Origin of the sequence: Empedobacter sp. UBA5528 (genome assembly GCF_002426075.1) — a bacterium.
Lineage (GTDB): Bacteria > Bacteroidota > Bacteroidia > Flavobacteriales > Weeksellaceae > Empedobacter > Empedobacter falsenii_B.
Genome location: NZ_DINY01000011.1, coordinates 1 through 22,872, shown reverse-complemented (window position 1 = coordinate 22,872; position 22,872 = coordinate 1). Strand labels below are relative to the sequence as shown.

Below are 22,872 nucleotides of genomic sequence, written 5' to 3'. Positions count from 1 at the left end.
GTGGTTTTATTGTGTTTAAAAAGGATTCAGATTAATTTTTGTTTGTATTTTTGCGATGAAAAATTCATTTATGAAATTATTTACAATTCCAAATTTTCTAACACTACTTAATCTTTCATGTGGTGTATTATCAGCCATTTTCATGATTTCGAGCAATGCTCAAATCACAACTACCACAGTTACAATTGTGATGGTTTTGATGTTGATTTCATTAGTTGCTGATTTTTTGGACGGAATGGTTGCACGACTAATGAATATTGGTAGCCCGATTGGAAAAGAATTGGATTCTTTGGCAGATTGTATTTCGTTTGGTGTTGTACCAGGATTGATGTTATTTTCGATGTTTAATCATTTTTCAACTGATTTTATTTATGAAAATGAGAATTTAAAAATTGCTGCAATTTCATTATTTGCTTTTTTAGTTCCTGCTTTTTCGGCGTTACGATTAGCAAAATTTAATTTAGATGAAGATCAAGCAACGTATTTCAAAGGTTTGGCAACACCATCAAATACCTTATTTATTTTCTCATTATTTTCTATCTATTACAATAATGGACAAATTATAAATCCATCTCTTGATCCGTATTTATTAATTGCCGTTTCTATTGTATTTAGTGTTTTATTAATTGTCGATTTACCATTATTTGCCTTAAAATTTAAAGGATTGAGTTGGGCAGAAAATTATTATAAATATATTTTCTTAATCATTACATTAGGTTTAGTGGCTTGGTTGCAAGTTGCTGCAATTCCGCTAATCATCTTATTGTACATCCTTATCTCAATCATTTTTAGAAAAGAAATTACAAAATGAAATTAACTAAAAATATCTGTTTCTTTGATTTAGAAACAACTGGAACTAATGTTTCAAAAGACCGTATTGTTGAAATCTCTATCGTGAAAGCTTTGACAGACGGTTCAAAAGAAGTAAAAACTTGGAAAGTTAATCCTGGAATTCCAATTCCACCAGAAACAACTTTAATCCACGGAATTTCTGACGAAGATGTTGCCGATGCGCCTTCTTTCAAAGAACTTGCCCCTGCGATTATGGAAATGATTAAAGATTCTGATTTGGCAGGATATAATTCAAATCGTTTTGATATTCCACTTTTAGCAGAAGAATTATTACGTAATGGTTTTGATTTTGATTTATCAAAACATCGTCCAATTGATGTGCAAGTGATTTATCATAAAATGGAACCTCGCAATTTAAGCGCTGCTTATAAGTATTATTGCGATAAAGATTTGATTGATGCACATTCTGCGGAAGCTGATACAATTGCGACTTACGAAGTTTTGATGGCGCAAATCGAGAAATATGACGAGCTTGAAAATGACAATAAATTTTTGAGCGAATTTTCTTCTCAACGCAAAACGGCTGATTTAGCTGGATTTATTCAGTACAATGATAAAGACCAAGAAATTATTTCGTTTGGCAAGTATAAAGGACAAGTTGTGACGGATATCTTTGCGAAAGATCCAGGTTATTATGCGTGGATTCAGAATGCCGATTTTCCTTTATATACAAAGAAAGTTTTTACTCGAATCAAATTACAAAACGGTTTTTAAGCGATGAAAATTATTTGTGTCGGACGAAATTACGTCGAACATGCAAAAGAATTAGATAATCCAATTCCAGAATCGCCTATGTTTTTTATGAAACCAGATTCGGCCATTTTAAGAAAGGGTTTTCCTTTTGTTATTCCAAGTTTTACGAAAGAAGTTCATTTTGAAACGGAAATTGTAATTAAAATTGATCGAGTTGGAAAAATGATTCAACCTCAATTTGCAGATCGTTATTTTTCAGAAATCGGTTTAGGAATTGATTTTACAGCGCGCGATGTACAACAAGAATTGAAAGAAAAGCGTTTTCCTTGGGAAATTGCGAAAGCTTTTGATGGTTCTGCATTTGCTTCTGATTTTCATCCAAAAGAAAATTTTGATTTAGAAAATCTTACATTCAAATTAGATCGAAATGGAGAAAATGTACAAACAGGAAATTCAAAAGATATGATTTTTCATATCAATACCTTAATTGCTGAATGTTCTAAATATTTTACCTTGAAAAAAGGTGATTTAATTTTTACTGGTACACCAGCGGGAGTTTCTAAAATCAATTCAAAAGATACCTTAGAAGGTTATTTGAATGATGAAAAAGTATTCGAAATAAAAGTGTTGTAATTCATACAATTATATAAACAACAATTTAAAAGAGCGAAATTTCGCTCTTTTATTATTTATACCACTACCTTTAATCAGAAATAAAATTAAGAATGGAAGACTATCTAAAAATAGAAGAAAAACTACAAAATGATTTTAATATATTGAAATCTAAAAAGAATAAAATCAGCAATATCAGACTTGTTGCATTTATTATTTCAATTGTATTATTCTTGCTTTATGTTACGTCGAGCAACAATTTGTATTTGATTATTTCTTCTATTTTATTTATTGTTTTCATCGTTTTAGTAGTTAAAACTTCTAAAATTTCTTCGCAACTCAATTATTCAATTCAAGCATTAGAAATTATTAATCAAATAAAAACGGATGATTCTATCGATCAATTTGTTGAAGATAATTCTCAATTCAATAATGTTTACAACAAAGATTTAGATATTTTGGAAGGAAATTCAATCTTCAATCGAATCAATAAAACGCAAACTCGAATTGGAAATTTACAGTTGAAACATTTTTTATCGAATTTGATTTTAGACAAATCAGAAATTATTGATAGACAAAATGCATTTACAGAATTGGCTGAAAAAAGAAATTGGATTGTGACATTTTTGACATTTACAAAGCGATTAAACATGAATCAATTTTCAATTTTTGTGTTCGAAAATCGTGTATTCAATACTGATTCAATAAAATTATTTCCACTCATCTTTTCTGTTCTGAATATTTTGTGTTTTATCGCTTTAGCAATTATTGGTTTTCCGAAAGAAATTGTTTTTTATTGGATTTTAGGTGCAGTCATTGTTTCGAATGCAATTTACATATTTTATAAGCAACAACTAAGACGAATTGTGGCTTATACGACAATGAAAGCAGATGAATTGGATAATTTATATGAAGTTTTTCGACATATAGAAAATGAAAATTTTGAATCAAAACTAAATGTAGAAATTCAAAATACATTTGTAAATCCTTTCAAATCATCGGATTTAATCAAGACAATTTCTTCAACAAAAGAAACTTTAGATGCAGCAAATTTCCCAATTGTCGGATTTGTGTTGAATACATTTTTCTTGTGGCGTTTACATTATTCGATCAAATTTGAAAATGAAATTCAAAAAACGGTTCATCAAATCAAACCTTGGTTAGATGAATTGGCTAAATTAGAGGCTTTTGTGTCGTTTGCTTTGTTTAATGATAAATACAAAATGTTTACGTATCCAGAAATTGTTGAAGAACCTTATGAATTAAAAATTACGAATGGTTTTCATCCTTTATTAGATGAAAAAACAGTTATAAAAAATGATTTTGAAACAAATCGTCCAAACAATATTGCGATTATTACAGGGGCAAATATGGCTGGAAAAAGTACATTTTTAAGAACAGTTGGAACAAATTTGGTTTTAGCGATGAACGGCGCAAAAGTGAGTGCAGAAAAAATGTCGTTTTACCCAATGGATTTATTTACAAGTATCAGAACGGTTGATAATTTGTCTTCTGGCGATTCTTATTTCAAAAATGAAATTAATAAATTGAAAATTTTGATTGAACGTTTAGAAAATGATCAACCACAAATCATCATTTTAGATGAGATTTTAAAAGGAACAAATTCAGAAGATAAACTAATTGGTTCACAAAAATTTTTAGAAAAATTGATTAAATCTCCCACAAAATTGATTGGTTTTATCGCTACTCACGATTTAGAATTAACGAAAATGGAAGGTGAAAACCGGGATCATATTATTAATTATTGTTTCGAATTAAAAAACGTGGACAACAATTATTATTCAGATTATAAATTAAGAAAAGGCACAACCAAAATGATGAATGCCATTTTCTTAATGAAACAATTTAAGATTATTGATTAATCTTAAATTGTTAATTCAAATTCTTTAATAAAATTTGCATCAATCGCATTAAAATCATCTACAATACAATTTGCTTTTGAAATATCTTGTTGTTTCGAATTTGCACTTTTGTAACCTAAACAATACAAATTCGCACGGGAAGCCGCTTCCACTCCGTTTTTACTATCTTCGATAACTATACATTCAGCATGTTTAGATTTAGCCAAATCAGCTGCATGTAGAAAAATAGCAGGATCTGGTTTTGACTTCGGAAAGTTTTCGCCAGAAATTTTATGTGTAAAATATTGATTCAACTCAAAACGATTAAAAACTCGATCAATTGTCGATTTTGAAGCCGAGGACGCCAAAATCAGTTCGATTCCATTATTGTATAAATCTTTAATCAACTTCTCTACACCGTCAATCAAATATAAATCTGGTTTTGTGTCAAAAGCTTCATTAAAGATGGTACGTTTTCTCAAAACCAAATCGTTCACTTCTTCTTTCAAATCGAATTTATCTTTCAGAATTTGATAAACATTCTTTGTCGATTGTCCTGTAAATGTAGCAAATAATTCTTCCGTAACTGGAATATTCAGTTCTTTATAATGTTCGAAATAAGCATATTTATGTACTGGTTCTGTATCGACGATTACGCCGTCCATATCGAAAATTACAGTTTTAATCATTATTGTTTTGTTTCTACAAAATTAACTTTTTTAAGAGAATAATGTAAAAGTTTAAACTTTAGAATGATTTTAAATTAACCAAATATCTTACTCATACAAAGCAATATATATAATTATTATTCGATTAAAAATGTTAAAACTTAACATTAAGATAACATTTGCACGCTTTTTGTAAAATAGATGGTATAACAAAGTTAAAAACTGAAAATTTAATAAAAATGAAAAAAGTATTATTAGTTGCTGTAATGGCATTAGGAATTTCTCAAGTAAATGCTCAAAACTATAAAAATGCTTTAGGTGTTGTTGTAGATTTAGGAGATGGAGAAACATTAGTAGGTCCACAATTCAAACACTCTTTTGATGGTAAAAACGCTGGTAATGTACAGGTGATGTTTGGAGATCATGTTACTGTTTTAGGTGCAGATTATACATATAATCAACCTTTTTCTGGTACAAATGGCTTAGGATGGTATGTAGGGGTTGGACCTCAATTAACTTTTGTAGATAAAGGATATTATGAAGATAAAACAATATTTGGTATTCGTCCACAAGCAGGTTTAGAATATAAAATTCCATCTGCTCCTTTGGCTTTACATTTTGATTGGAAGCCTGATTGGAGATTATCAAATGATTCAGATTTTGAAGCTGGTCGTTTTTCTTTAGGATTTAAATATACATTTAACTAATCTAAAGTTAGAAATAATATGAGCCACTCGTTTTGAGTGGCTTTTTTTTATAAGTAAAATCATAAAACATTGGCTTAAATTAATTTTATTCCTATAAATTAATCGCTATTTTTGAAAGATTTTGGATTTTATCTAAGACCAATTATAGATTAGCACTATTATTTGATTATTCAAGATATAATTCCGAATTTTAACTTAGTATTAGATTTAATAACATTTATAAAAGATGAAACAATTAATTGGGACAGGAGTTGCTTTGGTTACGCCTTTTCAACAAGATGGTACCGTAGATTATACTGCATTAGAAAATTTAGTAAACTATAGTATCGATGGCGGTGTTGAGTATTTAGTTATTTTAGGAACTACTGCAGAAGCAGCAACACTTACAAAAGATGAAAAGAAACAGGTAATCGAAACAATAAAGAAGGCGAATGCTAATCGTGTTCCGATGGTTTTGGGTATTGGAGGTAACAATACGGCAGAAGTTATTAATGGATATCAAGAAACAGATTTGAGTGATTATATCGCAGTTCTTACGGTTTCTCCTTATTATAATAAACCAAATCAAGAAGGGATTTATCAACATTATAAAGCGATTGCAGAAAGTACAGACGCCAACATTATTTTGTATAATGTTCCTGGTAGAACGGGTTCTAATATCTCAGCAGATACAACAATTCGTTTAGCAAATGAATTCAAAAATATTGTTGCGATTAAAGAAGCTTCACCAGATTTCTTACAATCAACAGATATTATCCGTAAAAATACACGCGAAGATTTCAATATTATTTCTGGTGATGATGAATTCGCTGTTCCAATGACTTTAGCTGGAGGTTCTGGTGTTATTTCTGTTATTGGACAAGGTGTTCCAACTGTTTTTACAGATATGATTCGCAAAGCAATCAACAAAGAAGTTGTTGCTGCTTACGAAGGTCATTACAAAGTTGTAGAAATTACACGTGCTATCTTCGAGGAAGGAAATCCTTGCGGAATAAAAGCTGTTTTAGATAACAAAGGCATTTGTAAACCATTTACAAGATTACCTTTAGTTCCAGCATCAGCTAACTTGACAACAAAAATTAACCAATTATTATCAAACATCTAAAAAAATAAAGCTATGATAAAAGATACAATATTAGACGCATTAAACAAACAAATCAAATTAGAAGGAGATTCTTCTCAATTATATTTAGCTATGGCTTCTTGGGCTGAAGTGAAAGGTTTAGAAGGAACTGCAAATTTCTTGTACTCGCATGCAGACGAAGAACGTATGCATATGTTAAAATTAATTAAATTTATTAACGAAAGAGGCGGAAAAGCGTTTGTTCCACAAATTGAAGAACCAAAACAAGATTTCACAACATTGAAAGAAGTTTTTACTGCAATTTTAAACCACGAATGCTTTGTTTCTGAATCAATTAACGAAATTGTAGGCTTAACATTAGAAGAAAGAGATTATTCAACTCACAATTTCTTGCAATGGTATGTTTCTGAGCAAATTGAAGAAGAAAAATTAGCAAGAAATATCTTAGATAAGCTAGAAATGATTGGATCTGACAAAGGAGGTTTATATCTATTTGATCGTGATATAGTTACATTAAGTACAGACACAACAGCGGAATAAATCAAAACTTTGAGATTTTATTAAGAGGATAAGAAAAAAATATTTTATACTTTAGTCCTCAAATTTTATTAAATTTGCAGAATGTTTAAAAAACTAAGCTTAGTAGTTTTAATTGGCGCTTCTTTAGTGTCTTGTAACAAGACCTATAACAAAGCGATGAAAAGTACGGATAAAGACGAAATCTTTACATTGGCTACACAATTGTATCAAGATGGTAAATATGATTTGGCAAACGAATTGTATGAAAAAATTTCTACATCATTTGTAGGAACAGAAAAATCTGCGGACATTGCCTATAATATGGCACAAGGTAACTTTAACGAAAAAAGTTTCCGTTTAGCAGGACATCAATTCAAAAGCTTTGCAGGAGCTTATCCTATGGATAGCCGTGCAGAAGAAGCTTTATTCAAATCGGCATTTTCTTATTACAAAGATTCGCCAAAATATGACTTGGATCAAACAAGTACGTACACAGCAATCAGTGAGTTACAAGGATTTATCAATTCGTATCCAGAATCAGCACACGTTGCAGAAGCGAATAATTATATTACAGAACTTAGACAAAAATTAGAATTAAAGTCTTTCGAAATTTCTAAAGTTTATTACAAAACAATGAAATATAAGGCTGCTGGAGTTTCTTTTGACAATATGGTTGATGAATATCCAGATTCTAAATTTCGTGAAGAAGCAATGATGTATTCATTACGTTCTAAAACAGAATTGGCGTTAAATTTCTCTCGTATCGAGAACAAAGATTTACGTTTACAAGATGCCAGAACGCAATATCTTTTGTTAACAAGATATTATCCGCAAACAAAATTTAAAGCAGAAGCTGATAAATTGATGGAGAAAATCGACAAAGATATGGTTGAGACTAAAAAACAATTAGCTGATATAGAAGTAGCTAAAAAGAAATTTGAAGCTGATCAAGCTGAATTAAGCAAAGAGCAAAATAATAAATAATAGTAAAATATATAAAATTCTTTCATTATGAATTTCAAGGATATCGGTGCAGCACCAACAACACAAACTTATGATCGTAATAAAATCGATGAGAAAACAGGAAACTTATACGAATCGATTGTAATTATGGGTAAAAGAGCAGAACAAATTAACCAAGAAATGAAAACTGAATTAATTCAGAAATTGGATGAGTTTGCTGCACATACAGATTCTTTAGAAGAAGTTTTTGAAAACAGAGAGCAAATCGAAGTTTCAAAATTTTACGAAAGATTACCAAAACCGACTTCTATTGCGGTTAAGGAATGGTTAGACAATGACGTATATTACAGAAATCCAAATGAGGATAAATAATGTCTGTTTTACATAGTAAAAAAATTCTTTTGGCAGTTTCTGCCGGAATAGCGGCCTACAAAGCCGCTTTTCTTGTTAGAGGGCTTATCAAAAAAGGAGCAGATGTCAAAGTTATTATGACACCAGAAGCTCAAAACTTCGTTACCCCACTTACACTTTCCACGCTTTCCAAACATCCAGTTGAATGGGAGTTTTTTGGCGATAAAGGTGATTGGAATAATCATGTAGAATATGCACTTTGGGCAGATTATATGATTATTGCACCTTGTACAGCAAATACACTTTCTCATATGGCAGATGGAACGTGTGATAATTTGGTTTTAGCTACTTATCTTTCGGCTAAATGTCCTGTATATTTTGCTCCAGCAATGGATTTGGATATGTACAAACATCCATCAACTTTAGAAAATATTGCTAAATTAGAATCTTTCGGAAATATTTGTATTCCTGCCGAAGCTGGTGAATTAGCAAGTGGATTAATTGGAGAAGGTAGAATGGCTGAACCTGAAAACATTATTGCGTTTTTGGAAAGTACAATCGAAGCTACTCTCCCACTTCACGGAAAAAAAGTAGTAGTTTCTGCTGGTCCTACATACGAAAACTTAGATCCTGTTCGTTTTATAGGTAATTATTCTTCGGGAAAAATGGGATTCGAGATTGCAAAAGCTGCTGCTAATTTGGGTGCAAAAGTTACCTTGGTTAGTGGTCCAAGTCACGAATCTGTTACAGGTTTTCCTATCGATCGAATAAATGTTGTTTCTGCTCGTGATATGTACGAAGCGATGTACGCTAATTTTGCTGATGCTGATGCTGTGGTAATGTCAGCGGCTGTTGCAGATTATCGTCCAAAAAAAATGGCTGAGCATAAAATTAAGAAAGAAAACGATGATAATTTAATTATCGAATTGGTGAAAAATCCTGATATTCTAAAATCGTTAGGCGAAATCAAAACACATCAATTATTGGTTGGTTTTGCATTAGAGACGAATAACGAAGAAGAATATGCAAAGAAAAAATTAGCCAAAAAGAATCTTGATTTTATTGTTCTTAATTCGATGCAAGATAAAGAAGCTGGTTTTCAGAAGAATACAAACAAAATTACAATTATTGATAAAGATTTATCGATGCAACAATTTGATGCAAAATCAAAAACAGATGTTGCAAAAGATATTTTGAATGTCATTTTAAATAAGTTATAAAATTTATTATGAAGAAATTAGCCTCAATTTTCTTTTCGTCGTGTTTAGCTATTTCGGCTTTCTCGCAAAATATTATTGCAGATGTAAAAGTCGATTATTCTCAGGTTCAGGGATCTAATACACAGGTTTATCAAACTTTAGAAAGATCATTAAAAACGTTTATTAATTCAACAAAATGGACAAATGATCGTTTAAAAACATACGAAAGAATTGAAGCTAGTTTCGTCATCAATGTAACGGAACGTGAGGGAAACAGAATGAAAGGTACTATTTTGGTACAATCTCGTCGTCCTGTTTTTAACTCAACGTACTATACGCCTGTTCTTAATTTATCTGACGATAATTTTACGTTTCAATACCAAGAATCTGAAGAGTTAATTTTCAATGATCGTAAATTCAGTGGAAAAAATTTGACAGATGTAATGACGTATTACATTTATTTGGTTTTGGGATATGATGCAGATACGTTTGCGAAAGAAGGAGGAACAGAGTATTTCAAAATGGCGAAAAAAATTGCAGATTTCGGTCAAGCAAATAATAATTTCTCTGGTTGGAGCGAATTAGATGGAATAAAATCGCGTTCTGCGTTAATTAACAATATTCTAAAATCGGATAATTCTACACTTAGAAATATCATCTATCAATATCATAGAAACGGCTTAGACATTATGTCTGAGAACGAAGTTCGTGGGAAAAATGCGATTGGAAATACATTATTGCAATTAGAATTTTACCAAAGAGGAAATTATTCTCAATTTTATCCTTTAGAACTTTTCTTAACAGCAAAAAATAGCGAAATTAGTCAAGTATTTTCAGGCGGACAGGTTTCTACGGTGAATATCGAGAAACTGAAAGGAATTTTAAATTCAATCGCGCCAAAATACAACGACAATTATTGGAATAAATTGAAAAAGTAAATGTTAAAAACTCTTCGCGTTAATAATTTTGCCATTATCGATCAATTGGAGATTGATTTTCATCAAGGTATGACCACAATTACCGGTGAAACGGGTGCTGGAAAATCGATTTTGTTAGGTGCTTTAAAATTAGTTTTAGGCGAACGTGCCGATTTAAAAGCCTTGAAAAATATTGATGAAAAATGTATTATCGAAGCTGTTTTTGAGATTAAAAATCTTGAATTAAATGATTTTTTCGAAGAAAATGATTTGGATTACGAAGACGAATCTATTTTGAGAAGAGAGTTATTACCTTCTGGAAAATCGCGTGCTTTTATCAATGATACACCTGTTAAAGTCTCTATTTTACAGGAATTATCAGAGTTATTGATTGATATTCATTCTCAATTTAATACCCCTAAAATCTTTGAAGCTGATTTTCAACTTTCGATGTTGGATATTTACGGAGAAAACAAAGACTTATTAAAAGAATATAAGAAAGATTTTAACCACTATATTTCAACAAAGAAAAAGATAAAAGATGCTCAAAATTCTTTAGAAAATCAATCGCAAGATTTAGAATATAAATTGCATTTGTGGGAAGAATTGAACAATGCTTCGCTAAAAAATGAGGAATTAGAACAATTGGAAATCGAAATAAAATCTTTATCAAATGTAGAAGAAATTATTTCGACTTTGAATGAAACTTACCAATTTTTGGAACATCCAGAAATGGGAATCATTTCTCAATTGAATGAAGCAAGCAATAAATTGAATAAAATTTCGGATTATAATTCACAATACAATTCGATTTATGAGCGATTGATTTCATCAAAAATAGAATTGCAAGATATTTCTGGTGAAATGAGTAATTTGATAGATTCGACTGAAATTAATCCTGAAAGATTACAAGAAATTACTGATCGTTACGATTTGATTCATAAATTATTACGAAAACATAATGAGACTTCTGTTGAAGAATTAATTGCAAAACGTGATGAATTAGAAAGTCAAACATCTGGTTTTGATAATTTGAGTGATTTAATTATTCACTTAAATAAAGAATTGAATTCCATTTCAGAAAAACTTGAAAAACAATCAATTAAAATTAGAAAAAATAGATTTTCTTCTATCGAAATTATCCGAAAAAATATCTTGAATACTTTGTCACAATTGGGAATGGAAAATTCTCAATTAACGATTCAATTAAACGAAACAGCAGATTTTACAGCAACTGGAAAAGATGAAGTTTTGTTTTTATTCTCAGCAAATAAAGGAATGGAACCTCGTATTTTTGAAAAATCTGTTTCTGGAGGAGAGCGTTCTCGATTGATGTTGGCAATTAAAAAATTATTGGCAACACATCAACATTTACCAACGTTAATTTTAGATGAAATTGATACAGGAATTTCCGGAAAAGTTGCGAATGAAACAGGAAAAGTAATGCAAAAAATGGCAGAAAATATGCAACTTTTAGTAATTACGCATTTGCCGCAAGTTGCTTCAAAAGGAAATTATCAGCTAAAAGTTTACAAAGAAGTTGTAGACGAAACAACGCAAACAAATGTGATTGAATTATCTCAACAACAACGTTTAGAAGAAATTGCTCAAATGATTTCTGGTTCAGAATTAACAGACGCAGCAATCAATCAAGCAAAAGAATTAATGAATTTGAATTAAAATTTCAAAACCATATAATATCAAAAAAGCTCGAGAAAATTCTCGAGCTTTTGTTTTATATGATTCCGAAATTATTTTGTTAATCTTTCTAACGAATATTCAATCATTGCATCAACAGCTTTGTAAGAATCGGCACTAAATTCACCTAAAATTCTATTTGCAACAATTGCATTTATCGACAATGCTTCATGTCCCATCATCGCTGATAATCCATAAATTGCAGAAGTTTCCATCTCGAAATTAGAGATTCTTAAACCTTCGTAATTAAAAGTTGTTAAACGCTCATTAATATCGGCTGGATTTGGTTGTAATCTCAAATAACGTCCCTGAGGTCCGTAAAAACCACAAGCTGTAGCCGTTACTCCTTGAATTGTTTTTTCAGAAGCTAATTTATCTAATAACAAATCAGATCCTTTTACTAAATATGGACGCGCTTTATTCGGCGACCAATCAACATGTTTGATAAAAGCATCTTCTACCTCTTTATTCATTATCGCTTCGCTCCCAACATAATAATGCAAAAGTCCATCTAAACCTAAACCGTGAGAACCAATAACGAAACTATCAACAGGAATATCCGCTTGCAAAGCTCCAGAAGTTCCCATACGAACAAATGATAATTTTCTGAAATCTTTTTTGATCTCACCAGTTTCCAAATCGATGTTAGCCAAAGCGTCTAACTCAGATAAAACAATATCAATATTATCCGTTCCCATACCAGTCGAAATAACTGTTAAACGTTTACCATTCAACGTTCCTGTATGCGTCACAATTTCTCTTTTGCTTGCTGTCTGCTCGATTGTATCAAAATGTCTTGAAACTTTTTCGACACGATTTGGATCACCAACAGTTATAATAGTATCTGCTAAATGCTCTGGTCTTATATTACAATGGTAAACACTTCCGTCTGCATTTAAAACTAATTCTGATGCTGCTTTACTCATGATTTTATAATTAAAAATAAGAGAACAATATACAATTTTTATCAGTAATAATTGTAAAGAAATTATTAACCACCTACTCTTTTCACTTTAAATCCTTTATCTTTCAGGAAAGCCATAATCTTATCGCGATAATCTCCTTGAATGATGATTTGTTCGTCTTTAAAACTACCTCCAACACCCAAAAATTGCTTAATTTCTTTTGCTAAAAGTTTGAAATCTTCTGTTTCTCCTTCGTAACCTTCTATAATTGTATTTATTTTCCCTTTTCGTTTCTCAAACTTACAAATCAATGGTTCTTTCTGAATCCATAACTCATGTTGTTCTTCATTTGATACTTCTTCTGGCTCAGGTATATGATCAGGAAAAAGATTTTTTAATTGATCTTGTAAATCCATAGTATTTGATGTAATCTTTGTAATAAATGGCGTTTTAAATTGGAATTCGTCCATTTGTACCATTATAATTACAAAGATAAAATTTTTATTGCAGTTGTTTTATAAACCAATTTGGAACTTTATCCGAAACTATTTCAAGTTCATTTCTCTTAACTTGTGCAAATAATCTCATTTCTTGAGTTGAATTATCAAAAATATAGCCTTTATCTACAATTTTTAAAGCTGGAAATAAATTCATTAAAGTAGAATGATATCGTTTAATCACCTTTTCATCTGGTACAGCGTGACCACCTTTTTCTACTCTATTTTCAATTCGAGAAATATTAATCAAAGGATCTTCAATACAGACAAAATACATATATGTTTTGAAACCACGATTTTTAGCATCCACTATTTCATCAATTTTAGAAGGATGACTCATTACCGTTTCAAATGAATAAGATTTACCTTTAATCAATAAGTGTTTTCGAATAAATGAAGTAATAAAAGACGCTTCGTAACTATGTGTAGATTTAGATTTATCAACCAAAACATTATTTCGAAACTGCACATCAATTGCTTTTCCTTCGTTATTTGCTTTTTCGAATAATGAAACTGAAGCAGGTTCAGTTTTAAAATCTTCAAAATCTTTTTCGGTAAGTTTTAGTTCATATCGATCCAAATCAATAAAACCTTTTAAAGAAATTTCTTTCTCAATCAAATCTGAATTAATAAAATATCCAGCATTAAATTTTGATGAGATTGAATCGAATAAAGTAGACTTTCCAGATCCATTTGGACCAGCAAAAACGCGTAAACGTTTTATTTTAGACATAATTTAGCTCCTTTTTTCAATTCAGCTGGAACTTTTATTCGATCTATTGTTTTAATCACCTTAATTTCTCCATTAGGTTTTCTCTCGATGATTCGATTTCCTTGAACATATTGAACTGATAAATCTAATGCTTCTGAAACTCTAATTGCAGCTTGTGATGCAGATTTAGCTAAACGATTTAACGCTCCTGCTTCTTCTAATTTTAGTATATCTGATTCTTTGTTCATAATAATAGAAATTAAATTAACAATAATTATTCATCAATAAATGTACGCAAATTTAGTGAAACCATTGTAATAATAAAAGCTTGACTTCATTCAAAAGCCTAATCTTTTGAATCTAAATTATATAATTTTTATTAATAGTTATTTGATTAATTTATTCCTAACAGATTAACAATAATCGATATTCATCTTTATTTTCTTTCGGCGCGCGATGTACACAAGGCAAAACTTTTTGTTCTGGATGATCAACTGCCAATCGCCAAAGATTTCCTAATCCTAAATTAATTGGTTCAACACCTGGACGAATTTGATAATGCAAATCAAAGAAATATTCTTTCAAAAAATCTTCAAAACCATCAATGTATCCATCATATAATTCGAATAGTTTTTCTCTAATTTCTGGAATCAAAATTTTTTGTTCCACATCTTCATTTGCAACAATATCACTGGAAGCGCCATAGTAAGTGCACAAAAAAGTATCCGTAGGAATTAGCGAACGATCAACGTGAAATGAATAAACATCTGTCGAAATAAAATCAAATTCAGTATCGCGTTCATAACATTTCAGTAAGTTTAAAGTTGGCGAAGCGCCAAAAACAGTTAATTGTTGTAAATCATTGATCAAAATATTTCTCGCTTTAATTCCTTCATTAGATAAATCTAAATCATTCAAATCAGCAATAGAAATAACAGTAATATCATCCTTTAAAATCAATTGATTCACAATTTCCTCAAAATCACCTTCTAAATTTCGCCGCCAATTTATCGCATTATTTTTCCCAGAAAAAGCTGTATGTACAAGTTCATCAAACGAAGAAACGACAAGAACTTGTTGTTGATTAGAATTATTTTGAGTAATCATATAGCTGCAAAATTACTATTTATCAAAAAATAATTCAGCCTAAAAATTAAATTATTCCGAATGTAAATTCTCCGTTGCAAAAGTTGTATTTTTACCAAAGATTAAAAGACAATGGAAAAAGAAATTATCACCAAAACATTTACATATAAAGGCCACACCAAAACTTTTAGTGCAGAAGTGCAACCTTTACCGCCTTTCAACCCAGAAACGATGGATCGCGTGAAATATGAAGAAACCAAAGAAGCACATTATATGCTTGCCGAAGCGGAAGTTTATAACCAGAAAACAGAATGGTTTTTTAAAATTGAACAAGAATTGCAAAAATAATGAAACGACACTTACGCTAAGTGTCGTTTTTTGTTTAAGTTTAATCCACAAAATTAAAACATGAAACAAATTACTTTAACATTATTTACACTTATTACGCTTTCGGCTTGTACTTCTAGCAAAACGGTTTTTCATAAAAAATGGACAACAAAACAAGCGCCAGAAAATTTTGTTGCTCGATTTGAAACAACAAAAGGAAATATTGATATCGAAGTTGAAAGAAAGTTATCGCCAAAAGCTGTTGATCGTTTTTATCAATTGGTTAAATACAATTTTTTCGAAGATGGAACTTTTTATCGTGTTGTTCCGAATTTTGTCGCCCAATTTGGAAATACAGACACAATTGTTTCTAATCAATGGAAAAAGTTTATTGTAGAAGATGAACCTGTTATTGCTGGAAATAGTAAAGGAGCTTTGAGTTTTGCGCGCGCAGGAAAAAACTCAAGAGATTTGGATTTGTTTATTAATCTGAAAGATAATCATCGTTTGGATACAATCAATTCCAATGATGTAGTAGGTTTTCCAAGTTTTGGAAAAGTGGTGAACGGAATGAATGTTGTAGAAAGTTTGTATGATGGTTACGCTGGACAAACAATGGAAGATGAAGAAATTTTTAACAGCACAAAATTAATGCGCGAAAGATATCCAAAGCTTGACAGAATATTGAATGCAAAAATCATTAAACTGAAAAAGAAAAACAAGTAAAACAATGTAACATAAAGTTTTAACATGACACAAAAATCAATTTAAATGTTTTGGCATGTACTTTGTAATACATAATACGTTTTTAAAACATATTTTGTGAAATGAAAAAATCAAAATTCTTTAAAGTCGCTGGAGAAGCAGCAATGGCAGCTCAAAAAGACAAATCTTTTTTTGAAAAAGTAAAGGCTTTTTTCAATATGTTAGGTGATTACAAAAAAGGAAGTTATAAACCTGACAACATGAATTTATTTCTTGGATTTGTAGCAACTTTATACATTATTTCTCCTATTGATATTATTCCAGAAGCGCTATTTGGACCTTTTGGTTTGATAGATGATTTTGGGATTTTACTTTTTGGAATGAAATATTTCAACAAAGAAATTATTAAATATCTTGCATGGAGAGATACGCAAAGAGCCTATGCAAATGTTGAAGATGCAAAAATTATTGAGTAGCAATAAATTAAATAGCTATAAAAAATCCGATTGAATTTTCAGTCGGATTTTTTATTTTTAGATTATTCAAAAAATGCTCTCTTTCTCATAAATAAAATTTATTATCTGACGATTATTCATTAGATTTGAGCAATACAATACTAAAAACTAAAACACCTGAATAATGGTAATTATTAATAATTTCGATGAATACAAAGCTTTCGAAGGTAAAGAAATCGGTAAATCTGACTGGCATATAATAAATCAAGAACAAATCAATCGCTTTGCTGATGCAACTTTAGATCATCAATGGATTCATACAGATCCTGAAAAAGCAGCTAACGAAGGACCTTTCAAAAAAACAATAGCGCATGGTTATTTAACGCTATCTTTAATTCCACATTTGTGGGATCAAATTGCGGAAGTGCGCAACATCAAAATGTTAATCAATTATGGAATTGAAAATTTGAGATTTGGACAAGCTGTTTTGGTTGATAGTGAGGTAAGATTAACTGCAAAATTGAAATCTATTACTAATTTGAGAGGAATTGCAAAAGTTGTCATCGAAGCAAATTTAGAAATTAAAGATAATCCGAAACCTGCTTATACGGCGGATGTGGTTTTCCTTTACCACTTTAATGATTAATTAAAGATCAATATAATTTACAAAGCTTCTATTTTTTATAGAAGCTTTTTCTTTTCATAAAATATCGAAGTATCTTGCGCTCGATTTCATATAACATGCAAAAAATTCAAAATAATAAAACCTTAATTTCTATTGTTGGACCAACTGCAATTGGTAAAACCAATTTGGCAATAGAAGTTGCAAAACATTTTCAATCCGAAGTTATTTCTTGTGATAGTCGTCAATTTTTCAAAGAAATGAAGATAGGAACTGCTGTTCCTTCTGAGGAAGAATTGACTGAAGTGAAGCATCATTTTATTCAAAATATTTCTATTCACGAAAAATATTCGGTTGGTGATTTTGAGCGTGATGGCTTAGCTTTTTTGAATAATTATTTCAAAACAAATGACATTTGCGTCATGGTTGGTGGATCTGGTTTATATGAAAAAGCGATCACAGTTGGCTTTGACGAATTTCCTGATGTTAATCCTAAAATTAGAGAAGATTTGAATAATGAGCTTGCTGAATTTGGAATTGAAAAATTGCAAAAAGAATTGCAAGAAGTCGATCCAAAGTATTTTGAAGAAGTTGATATTTTCAATAAACAGCGTGTAACACGTGCTTTAGAAATTTTTAGATCTTCGGGTTTACCTTTCTCTAACTTCAGAAATCAAGATTTGAACAAACATCCATTTAACATAATTAAAATCGGTTTAGAACTTCCTCGCGAAGAAATGTACGACCGAATCAATCGTCGAGTTGATATTATGATGAACGAAGGTTTATTAAATGAAGCAAAAAATTTATTTCCTTTAAAAGATTTGAATGCTTTGCAAACTGTTGGTTATCGAGAATTGTTCGACTTTTTTGAAGAGAAAATTACATTGGATTTTGCGATAGAAGAAATCAAAAAGAATACAAGACGTTTTGCAAAACGTCAAATGACATGGTTCAAAAAAGATGAAACTGTCAATTGGTTTTCTCCTTTCGAACAAGAAAATATCATTAATTTTATATCGAACAAAATATAAATTATGGAAAATTTTGTTGCCATCGATTTCGAAACTGCAAACAATTATCGTAATTCTGCTTGCGCGGTTGGAATTGTAACTGTGACAGATAATGTGATTACAGACGAGTATTACACGTTAATTCAACCACCACAAAATCAATATAATTATCATAATATTTTGGTTCATGGAATTCGTCCCGAAGACACAATTGATGCACCAAGTTTTGAAGACGTCTATTTTGAAATCAAACATCGTTTACAAAATCAGCTTGTTGTTGCACATAACGAATCGTTTGATCGTTCTGTTTTGAAGAATACAATGGAGTTTTATAGCCTCAATTACTCTCAACTTAACCTTGCCGAAAAGTGGGAATGTACATACAGAATTTTCAAACAGAAAGGAATTGTTCCTACAAAATTATCCGATTGTGCTCGCCGATTTAATCTTCAACTCAACCATCATGAAGCTTTATCTGATGCAAAAGTTTGTGCTCAATTATACTTATTAAAATAGTTTTACTAAAAATTTATCTGATTAAACATTTAAAAAACAATTCTACATTAATTATAATAAATTTATATTCAGCAATATATCCATTTACAAATATTTGTAAGTATTTACAAGTATTTAAAATTGATTAATAATAACTTTAATAACTCACTATTTCTAAGAAAATTTAATAAAGCAAAAATTCTATTCTAAATAAGTTGATTTTATGAAATGAATTGAGAATGCAAAATTTTGAAAATTAACTTTCAAAATTTTATAAAATGAAGTATAAACTAAAATTTAGTTCCGATAAATCTTTGCAAGTTGAAAAAAATAATAATTTAAAAAATTGATTTCAATTGTTTTTATCGAAGAAGTAAAATAATCACATTATGTATTTAACATAATAAAGAGGGTTACTCTGGGAACATTAATTTCATAATTGAAAAATTGATACCTCCCTACTCTTTTTAAAAAGATAAAAAAAGGTTGCATTTGCAACCTTTTTTATAACATTATAACGCCTTCTATCTTCGAAACTTCTTTGTAATAATTGATTACTGTATCCGCATCAATCACATAAAGTTTAATCGAAATAGATGTATATTTTCTATTTTTTGAAGCTTTGTAATCAAATTCAGCATTCGTTCCTGCAAAAATATCTTTGATTTTTTCCATCGTTTCTTCACTTGAAGGATAAATGAATTTGAACAAATAATCAGCTGGAAATTTTTGTACATCATCTAATCTTTCTTTGAATTTTGCATAAAAATCTTGCTCATTGTGAGAGCTATCTGGTATTTCTTCGAATGTATAATCTCTATTTGTGTCCATATCTATTATTTTTTTGTTACAATGTCAAAAACAATACCACTTCACATTATTGATAAAATATAGAATTAATAAGACATTTTGACATATTATAAATCTTATAATTTTAATCTCATTAAATAATCTATTTGTTCATCATCACCAAGTCTGAAAATATGTTGATCGAATTTTTCGAAACCATTCTTTAAATAGAAATTAATCGCAGAAATATTCTTTTCCCAAACTCCTAACCAAATTGTATGCAAGTTGAGGTTTTTAGTTATTTCTACAGCTTTATTAAAAAGAATTTGTCCAATTTTCTTTCCTTGAAACAATTCTAACACATAAATTCTTTCAATTTCCAAAGAATTCATATCATAAACTTCTGTTTGAGCATCACCAATATTTAATTTCAGATAACCGACAATTTTTTGGTTAATCATTGCAAAAAAGAACAACGAATTTTGATTCTTCAATTCTTTTAATAATTGATCTTCTGAAAAACTTTCGTTCAAATATTTTTGCATATCCTCTTCTGTGTTAGAAGAAGAAAATGTATCTGCAAATGTCTTTTTAGAGATTTCTTGAAGTTCTGTAATGTGTTTTTCTTCAACTCTTTTTATTGTAATTTCTTCGTTCATTAATGCGAAACAAATTTTAATCCTACAATTGAACTAATTAATGTAAAAATAAAGAATATTCTCCAAAAATTAGCTGGTTCTTTGAATACAAAAATTCCGATTAAAACTGTTCCAACAGCGCCAATTCCAGTCCAAACAGCATAAGCAGTTCCCAAAGGTAAAGTTTGTGTTGCTTTGATTAATAACGTCATACTTGCAACCAAACATATTGCAAAAGCGCCATACCAAATGTACATTTCTGAGCCTGTTGTTTCTTTGGCTTTCCCTAAAGATGATGTAAATCCAATCTCGAATAATCCTCCTAAAATCAATAAAATCCAATTCATTTTGTTAATATTTTGATGCAAAGATGAATTAGAAAAAAATAGATTTTTTTTACATTTGTAAAAAAATTATTCGCTTAAATTTCTGTGCGAATCCTACTTAATGTCACTTGAGAAATTCCTAAATAAGACGCGATATAACCTAATTGCACACGATTAATCAAACTTGGATTTTCTTCTAACAATTTTTTATAACGATCAATCGCCGTTCCTAGTTGCCTAGAAATAAAACGCTCTTCAGTTTTTATCAATTCAATTTCAGCAAGTTTTCTTCCCCAATTTGCAATTTCTAAATTTGTCGCATAAAACAATTGTATGTCTGAAGATTTAATTTCATATAACTCACAATCTTCCATTAATTCGATTGTTTCGTAACTAATTTTATTTTCGACATAACTTCGCATCGATAAAATCAAATCGCCTTCTTTCCCAAACCAAAACGTAATTTCTTTTCCATCGTCTATCGTATACGCGCGAACAATTCCTTTTTTGATGAAATATAACTTTTTCTCAACTTTATCAGCATCAATAAGCGTGGTGTTTTTTGGTAATCGAATCAATTGAATTTTATCTGCTATCAATTGAATAGACTGTGATGAAAGTGGCGAAATTTGATTTAAGATTTGTTCTATTTCCATTATTGAAACTTATCTAGTAAAAGTAAACAAAAAACTCAACCTAAAATAGGCTGAGTCATTCAAATTAAATTAACACCTGAAGTCTACTTTGCATGTAGACCGCATTCTTTTTTACTATAGTCTTCCCACCACCATCTTCCGGCACGAAAATCTTCACCTTCGTTTATAGCACGTGTGCAAGGAGCACAACCAATACTTATAAAACCCTTGTCGTGTAACGGGTTGTAAGGAACTCTATTTTCTTTCAAATATTCGAAACAATCCCCTGTTGTAAAATCAATCAATGGATTGAATTTGAATAATTGTTTTTCTTCGTCAAACTCTATTTCGTGCATATCATGTCGATTATTCGATTGCTCCGCACGCAAACCTGTAATCCAAACTGATGCTTCTTTTAATGCACGATTCAAAGGAATTACTTTTCTGATATAGCAACATTGTTTTCTTAAATCAACCGAATCGTAAAAAGGATTAATTCCATTTTCTTCAACAAAATTTTCTAACTCCTCTGTTGGTGGATAAAATGGTTTAATCTTCGCTTGATATTTAAATTCTGTTTTGTTCCACGTATTGTACGTTTCCTGAAAAACACGACCTGTATCTAAAGTAAAAATCTTAATATTGTCTAATTTTTGACTTAAAATAACATGAGAAATAACTTGATCTTCGAAACCAAAACTTGTCGAAAAAACTATTTTTTCTTTAACGTTGTTATTCAAAAAAAATAATTTTTCTTCTAAACTTACTTGTCCTGTAACTTTTTCTAATATCTCTTTTAGTTGATTCATTTACTTATATAATATCTATAGTTTTTATAGAGTATTTATTTTAACAAATGTATTAATTCCAATTTTCTAAAACAACACTAATCTCGACTAATTTTATAGATATAATATAATATAGAATCAATAAATTATACAAGCAAATTTTGTTTATACTTAAATCATCTTCGAGAGTGAATTTTCATATTCGTAAAATAGAAGAAAATCAGTCCAAATTGGCATTAAATAAAGGTTTTCATAGAGTATGGATTGCTAATTAATTCGAAAATCAATATAATTATTAAGATAAAAACATTTAAAATGTCTTAAGAATAAATTCTATCTAATCATCTTCGAGAACGAATTATGAATATCACAAAACTAAAAAGTCAAACTTTACAATGTTTGACTTTTTAATTTATATTTTTTGTAATGATAAATTAGGACAAAAATGGATGAAAATAACCAAATCCAATAACCAAAATGTGGTAAATCATATTCATGTATTTGTAAAATATCTAATCTTGTTAAATGATTAATTTCGTATAATGACATTTGAATAACAGCGATAATACCTAATATTCATCCTATTTTTATCTTATAAAAAATCCAAGAAAATAATAATGTAAAGTTCCCTAACCAACAGATAAAATCAATTGGCAACTCTGATATCGTTATATATCCTAATATTAGATATGTAATTCAAATATTCTGTTCTAGAATCTCCAGAATAATATTCAACCCGTAGTGCATTTAGGTA

General features: G+C 29.8%; 29 protein-coding genes. 18 read left to right on the top strand and 11 right to left on the bottom strand.

Annotated elements, in window-relative coordinates; translation table 11 throughout:
• The first annotated feature begins 70 nt into the window (after window positions 1-70).
• The 4 genes from B4L98_RS02965 (at window position 71) to B4L98_RS02950 (ending at window position 4,040) form a co-directional block, all read left to right on the top strand.
• Complete coding sequence (locus B4L98_RS02965) at window positions 71-811, top strand: CDP-alcohol phosphatidyltransferase family protein (protein WP_286473582.1); 741 nt, start codon at window positions 71-73, stop codon at window positions 809-811.
• Complete coding sequence (locus tag B4L98_RS02960) at window positions 808-1,566, top strand: 3'-5' exonuclease (RefSeq protein ID WP_038334216.1); 759 nt, start codon at window positions 808-810, stop codon at window positions 1,564-1,566. Before B4L98_RS02965 ends, B4L98_RS02960 begins: the two co-directional genes overlap by 4 nt.
• Before the next feature lie 3 nt (window positions 1,567-1,569).
• Window positions 1,570-2,178, top strand: coding sequence for a fumarylacetoacetate hydrolase family protein (locus tag B4L98_RS02955; RefSeq protein ID WP_115000569.1), 609 nt, complete (start codon window positions 1,570-1,572; stop codon window positions 2,176-2,178).
• Between the two features lie 92 nt (window positions 2,179-2,270).
• Window positions 2,271-4,040: a MutS-related protein gene (locus tag B4L98_RS02950; protein ID WP_291072439.1), complete on the top strand. Its 1,770-nt coding sequence runs from the start codon at window positions 2,271-2,273 to the stop codon at window positions 4,038-4,040.
• 2 nt (window positions 4,041-4,042) lie between these two features.
• Here the strand turns inward: B4L98_RS02950 and B4L98_RS02945 are convergent, their stop codons facing one another.
• Window positions 4,043-4,708 carry an HAD family hydrolase gene (locus B4L98_RS02945; protein ID WP_291059913.1) on the bottom strand — a complete coding sequence of 222 codons (666 nt, stop codon included), beginning with the start codon at window positions 4,706-4,708 and terminating at the stop codon, window positions 4,043-4,045.
• A gap of 218 nt (window positions 4,709-4,926) precedes the next feature.
• Here B4L98_RS02945 and B4L98_RS02940 point away from each other — a divergent pair, with 218 nt between their 5' ends.
• The 8 genes from B4L98_RS02940 (at window position 4,927) to recN (ending at window position 12,107) form a co-directional block, all read left to right on the top strand.
• Window positions 4,927-5,394, top strand: coding sequence for a hypothetical protein (locus B4L98_RS02940; RefSeq protein WP_038334238.1), 468 nt, complete (start codon window positions 4,927-4,929; stop codon window positions 5,392-5,394).
• Between the two features lie 226 nt (window positions 5,395-5,620).
• Window positions 5,621-6,499, top strand: coding sequence for a 4-hydroxy-tetrahydrodipicolinate synthase (dapA, locus tag B4L98_RS02935; RefSeq protein ID WP_291077504.1), 879 nt, complete (start codon window positions 5,621-5,623; stop codon window positions 6,497-6,499).
• A gap of 12 nt (window positions 6,500-6,511) precedes the next feature.
• Window positions 6,512-7,018, top strand: coding sequence for a ferritin (locus tag B4L98_RS02930; protein WP_038334248.1), 507 nt, complete (start codon window positions 6,512-6,514; stop codon window positions 7,016-7,018).
• 81 nt (window positions 7,019-7,099) lie between these two features.
• A complete protein-coding gene (locus B4L98_RS02925) occupies window positions 7,100-7,981 on the top strand; it encodes an outer membrane protein assembly factor BamD (protein WP_038334250.1) in 882 nt (293 codons plus the stop codon).
• A gap of 27 nt (window positions 7,982-8,008) precedes the next feature.
• On the top strand, window positions 8,009-8,332 hold the full coding sequence (locus B4L98_RS02920; protein WP_019973784.1) for a DNA-directed RNA polymerase subunit omega: 324 nt from the start codon (window positions 8,009-8,011) through the stop codon (window positions 8,330-8,332).
• Window positions 8,332-9,531: a bifunctional phosphopantothenoylcysteine decarboxylase/phosphopantothenate--cysteine ligase CoaBC gene (coaBC, locus tag B4L98_RS02915; RefSeq protein WP_286494839.1), complete on the top strand. Its 1,200-nt coding sequence runs from the start codon at window positions 8,332-8,334 to the stop codon at window positions 9,529-9,531. Before B4L98_RS02920 ends, coaBC begins: the two co-directional genes overlap by 1 nt.
• An 8-nt stretch (window positions 9,532-9,539) precedes the next feature.
• Entirely contained in the window at window positions 9,540-10,448 is a 909-nt protein-coding gene (locus B4L98_RS02910; RefSeq protein ID WP_286494840.1) for a DUF4835 family protein, read from the top strand.
• The gene (recN, locus tag B4L98_RS02905) at window positions 10,449-12,107 is read left to right on the top strand and encodes a DNA repair protein RecN (protein WP_291077502.1); all 1,659 of its coding nucleotides are present in this window, start codon (window positions 10,449-10,451) and stop codon (window positions 12,105-12,107) included.
• 71 nt (window positions 12,108-12,178) lie between these two features.
• On the opposite strand, the gene B4L98_RS02900 is transcribed toward recN, so the two are convergent.
• From B4L98_RS02900 to B4L98_RS02880, 5 genes are all read right to left on the bottom strand, one after another.
• Entirely contained in the window at window positions 12,179-13,051 is an 873-nt protein-coding gene (locus tag B4L98_RS02900; protein WP_286494841.1) for a nucleoside phosphorylase, read from the bottom strand.
• 65 nt (window positions 13,052-13,116) lie between these two features.
• Window positions 13,117-13,446: a translation initiation factor gene (locus B4L98_RS02895; protein ID WP_115002063.1), complete on the bottom strand. Its 330-nt coding sequence runs from the start codon at window positions 13,444-13,446 to the stop codon at window positions 13,117-13,119.
• An 85-nt stretch (window positions 13,447-13,531) separates the two neighbouring features.
• Window positions 13,532-14,260: a hypothetical protein gene (locus B4L98_RS02890; RefSeq protein ID WP_221854480.1), complete on the bottom strand. Its 729-nt coding sequence runs from the start codon at window positions 14,258-14,260 to the stop codon at window positions 13,532-13,534.
• Window positions 14,248-14,487 carry a hypothetical protein gene (locus B4L98_RS02885; protein WP_038334320.1) on the bottom strand — a complete coding sequence of 80 codons (240 nt, stop codon included), beginning with the start codon at window positions 14,485-14,487 and terminating at the stop codon, window positions 14,248-14,250. Before B4L98_RS02885 ends, B4L98_RS02890 begins: the two co-directional genes overlap by 13 nt.
• 157 nt (window positions 14,488-14,644) lie before the next feature.
• On the bottom strand, window positions 14,645-15,346 hold the full coding sequence (locus B4L98_RS02880) for a DUF1826 domain-containing protein (RefSeq protein ID WP_115000583.1): 702 nt from the start codon (window positions 15,344-15,346) through the stop codon (window positions 14,645-14,647).
• 111 nt (window positions 15,347-15,457) lie between these two features.
• On the opposite strand from B4L98_RS02880, the gene B4L98_RS02875 reads away from it, so the two are divergent.
• From B4L98_RS02875 to B4L98_RS02850, 6 genes are all read left to right on the top strand, one after another.
• Window positions 15,458-15,673 (top strand): hypothetical protein, encoded by a 216-nt coding sequence (locus tag B4L98_RS02875; RefSeq protein ID WP_038334324.1) that lies wholly within the window; start codon window positions 15,458-15,460, stop codon window positions 15,671-15,673.
• A 60-nt stretch (window positions 15,674-15,733) separates the two neighbouring features.
• Entirely contained in the window at window positions 15,734-16,378 is a 645-nt protein-coding gene (locus tag B4L98_RS02870; protein WP_115000585.1) for a peptidylprolyl isomerase, read from the top strand.
• A gap of 101 nt (window positions 16,379-16,479) precedes the next feature.
• Entirely contained in the window at window positions 16,480-16,833 is a 354-nt protein-coding gene (locus tag B4L98_RS02865; RefSeq protein WP_115000587.1) for a YkvA family protein, read from the top strand.
• A gap of 163 nt (window positions 16,834-16,996) precedes the next feature.
• Window positions 16,997-17,458, top strand: coding sequence for a MaoC family dehydratase (locus B4L98_RS02860; RefSeq protein ID WP_038334338.1), 462 nt, complete (start codon window positions 16,997-16,999; stop codon window positions 17,456-17,458).
• Window positions 17,459-17,553: 95 nt separating this feature from the next.
• Window positions 17,554-18,468: a tRNA (adenosine(37)-N6)-dimethylallyltransferase MiaA gene (gene miaA / locus B4L98_RS02855; RefSeq protein ID WP_291077499.1), complete on the top strand. Its 915-nt coding sequence runs from the start codon at window positions 17,554-17,556 to the stop codon at window positions 18,466-18,468.
• A 3-nt stretch (window positions 18,469-18,471) separates the two neighbouring features.
• Window positions 18,472-18,963 carry a 3'-5' exonuclease gene (locus tag B4L98_RS02850; protein ID WP_038334348.1) on the top strand — a complete coding sequence of 164 codons (492 nt, stop codon included), beginning with the start codon at window positions 18,472-18,474 and terminating at the stop codon, window positions 18,961-18,963.
• A gap of 483 nt (window positions 18,964-19,446) precedes the next feature.
• On the opposite strand, the gene B4L98_RS02845 is transcribed toward B4L98_RS02850, so the two are convergent.
• The 5 genes from B4L98_RS02845 to B4L98_RS02825 all read right to left on the bottom strand — a co-directional run bounded on the left by B4L98_RS02845 (window position 19,447) and on the right by B4L98_RS02825 (window position 22,139).
• Window positions 19,447-19,773, bottom strand: a complete 327-nt coding sequence (locus tag B4L98_RS02845; RefSeq protein WP_219034621.1) for a DUF493 family protein — start codon at window positions 19,771-19,773, stop codon at window positions 19,447-19,449.
• Window positions 19,774-19,868: 95 nt separating this feature from the next.
• Window positions 19,869-20,390, bottom strand: a complete 522-nt coding sequence (locus B4L98_RS02840; RefSeq protein WP_221854488.1) for a GNAT family N-acetyltransferase — start codon at window positions 20,388-20,390, stop codon at window positions 19,869-19,871.
• Window positions 20,390-20,716, bottom strand: a complete 327-nt coding sequence (locus B4L98_RS02835; protein WP_219034623.1) for a DMT family transporter — start codon at window positions 20,714-20,716, stop codon at window positions 20,390-20,392. The genes B4L98_RS02840 and B4L98_RS02835 overlap by 1 nt, the downstream gene beginning before the upstream one ends.
• A gap of 74 nt (window positions 20,717-20,790) precedes the next feature.
• Window positions 20,791-21,351, bottom strand: a complete 561-nt coding sequence (locus B4L98_RS02830) for a Crp/Fnr family transcriptional regulator (RefSeq protein ID WP_219034624.1) — start codon at window positions 21,349-21,351, stop codon at window positions 20,791-20,793.
• 83 nt (window positions 21,352-21,434) lie between these two features.
• A complete protein-coding gene (locus tag B4L98_RS02825; protein ID WP_286494849.1) occupies window positions 21,435-22,139 on the bottom strand; it encodes a phosphoadenylyl-sulfate reductase in 705 nt (234 codons plus the stop codon).
• Window positions 22,140-22,872 lie beyond the last annotated feature (733 nt).

What these genes read in the sequence shown, in the direction of transcription:
- B4L98_RS02965 (WP_286473582.1), top strand. Translation starts at nt 71, where the DNA reads ATGAAATTATTTACAATTCCAAATTTTCTAACACTACTTAATCTTTCA.
- B4L98_RS02960 (WP_038334216.1), top strand. Translation starts at nt 808, where the DNA reads ATGAAATTAACTAAAAATATCTGTTTCTTTGATTTAGAAACAACTGGA.
- B4L98_RS02955 (WP_115000569.1), top strand. Translation starts at nt 1,570, where the DNA reads ATGAAAATTATTTGTGTCGGACGAAATTACGTCGAACATGCAAAAGAA.
- B4L98_RS02950 (WP_291072439.1), top strand. Translation starts at nt 2,271, where the DNA reads ATGGAAGACTATCTAAAAATAGAAGAAAAACTACAAAATGATTTTAAT.
- B4L98_RS02945 (WP_291059913.1), bottom strand. Translation starts at nt 4,708, where the DNA reads ATGATTAAAACTGTAATTTTCGATATGGACGGCGTAATCGTCGATACA.
- B4L98_RS02940 (WP_038334238.1), top strand. Translation starts at nt 4,927, where the DNA reads ATGAAAAAAGTATTATTAGTTGCTGTAATGGCATTAGGAATTTCTCAA.
- dapA (WP_291077504.1), top strand. Translation starts at nt 5,621, where the DNA reads ATGAAACAATTAATTGGGACAGGAGTTGCTTTGGTTACGCCTTTTCAA.
- B4L98_RS02930 (WP_038334248.1), top strand. Translation starts at nt 6,512, where the DNA reads ATGATAAAAGATACAATATTAGACGCATTAAACAAACAAATCAAATTA.
- B4L98_RS02925 (WP_038334250.1), top strand. Translation starts at nt 7,100, where the DNA reads ATGTTTAAAAAACTAAGCTTAGTAGTTTTAATTGGCGCTTCTTTAGTG.
- B4L98_RS02920 (WP_019973784.1), top strand. Translation starts at nt 8,009, where the DNA reads ATGAATTTCAAGGATATCGGTGCAGCACCAACAACACAAACTTATGAT.
- coaBC (WP_286494839.1), top strand. Translation starts at nt 8,332, where the DNA reads ATGTCTGTTTTACATAGTAAAAAAATTCTTTTGGCAGTTTCTGCCGGA.
- B4L98_RS02910 (WP_286494840.1), top strand. Translation starts at nt 9,540, where the DNA reads ATGAAGAAATTAGCCTCAATTTTCTTTTCGTCGTGTTTAGCTATTTCG.
- recN (WP_291077502.1), top strand. Translation starts at nt 10,449, where the DNA reads ATGTTAAAAACTCTTCGCGTTAATAATTTTGCCATTATCGATCAATTG.
- B4L98_RS02900 (WP_286494841.1), bottom strand. Translation starts at nt 13,051, where the DNA reads ATGAGTAAAGCAGCATCAGAATTAGTTTTAAATGCAGACGGAAGTGTT.
- B4L98_RS02895 (WP_115002063.1), bottom strand. Translation starts at nt 13,446, where the DNA reads ATGGATTTACAAGATCAATTAAAAAATCTTTTTCCTGATCATATACCT.
- B4L98_RS02890 (WP_221854480.1), bottom strand. Translation starts at nt 14,260, where the DNA reads ATGTCTAAAATAAAACGTTTACGCGTTTTTGCTGGTCCAAATGGATCT.
- B4L98_RS02885 (WP_038334320.1), bottom strand. Translation starts at nt 14,487, where the DNA reads ATGAACAAAGAATCAGATATACTAAAATTAGAAGAAGCAGGAGCGTTA.
- B4L98_RS02880 (WP_115000583.1), bottom strand. Translation starts at nt 15,346, where the DNA reads ATGATTACTCAAAATAATTCTAATCAACAACAAGTTCTTGTCGTTTCT.
- B4L98_RS02875 (WP_038334324.1), top strand. Translation starts at nt 15,458, where the DNA reads ATGGAAAAAGAAATTATCACCAAAACATTTACATATAAAGGCCACACC.
- B4L98_RS02870 (WP_115000585.1), top strand. Translation starts at nt 15,734, where the DNA reads ATGAAACAAATTACTTTAACATTATTTACACTTATTACGCTTTCGGCT.
- B4L98_RS02865 (WP_115000587.1), top strand. Translation starts at nt 16,480, where the DNA reads ATGAAAAAATCAAAATTCTTTAAAGTCGCTGGAGAAGCAGCAATGGCA.
- B4L98_RS02860 (WP_038334338.1), top strand. Translation starts at nt 16,997, where the DNA reads ATGGTAATTATTAATAATTTCGATGAATACAAAGCTTTCGAAGGTAAA.
- miaA (WP_291077499.1), top strand. Translation starts at nt 17,554, where the DNA reads ATGCAAAAAATTCAAAATAATAAAACCTTAATTTCTATTGTTGGACCA.
- B4L98_RS02850 (WP_038334348.1), top strand. Translation starts at nt 18,472, where the DNA reads ATGGAAAATTTTGTTGCCATCGATTTCGAAACTGCAAACAATTATCGT.
- B4L98_RS02845 (WP_219034621.1), bottom strand. Translation starts at nt 19,773, where the DNA reads ATGGACACAAATAGAGATTATACATTCGAAGAAATACCAGATAGCTCT.
- B4L98_RS02840 (WP_221854488.1), bottom strand. Translation starts at nt 20,390, where the DNA reads ATGAACGAAGAAATTACAATAAAAAGAGTTGAAGAAAAACACATTACA.
- B4L98_RS02835 (WP_219034623.1), bottom strand. Translation starts at nt 20,716, where the DNA reads ATGAATTGGATTTTATTGATTTTAGGAGGATTATTCGAGATTGGATTT.
- B4L98_RS02830 (WP_219034624.1), bottom strand. Translation starts at nt 21,351, where the DNA reads ATGGAAATAGAACAAATCTTAAATCAAATTTCGCCACTTTCATCACAG.
- B4L98_RS02825 (WP_286494849.1), bottom strand. Translation starts at nt 22,139, where the DNA reads ATGAATCAACTAAAAGAGATATTAGAAAAAGTTACAGGACAAGTAAGT.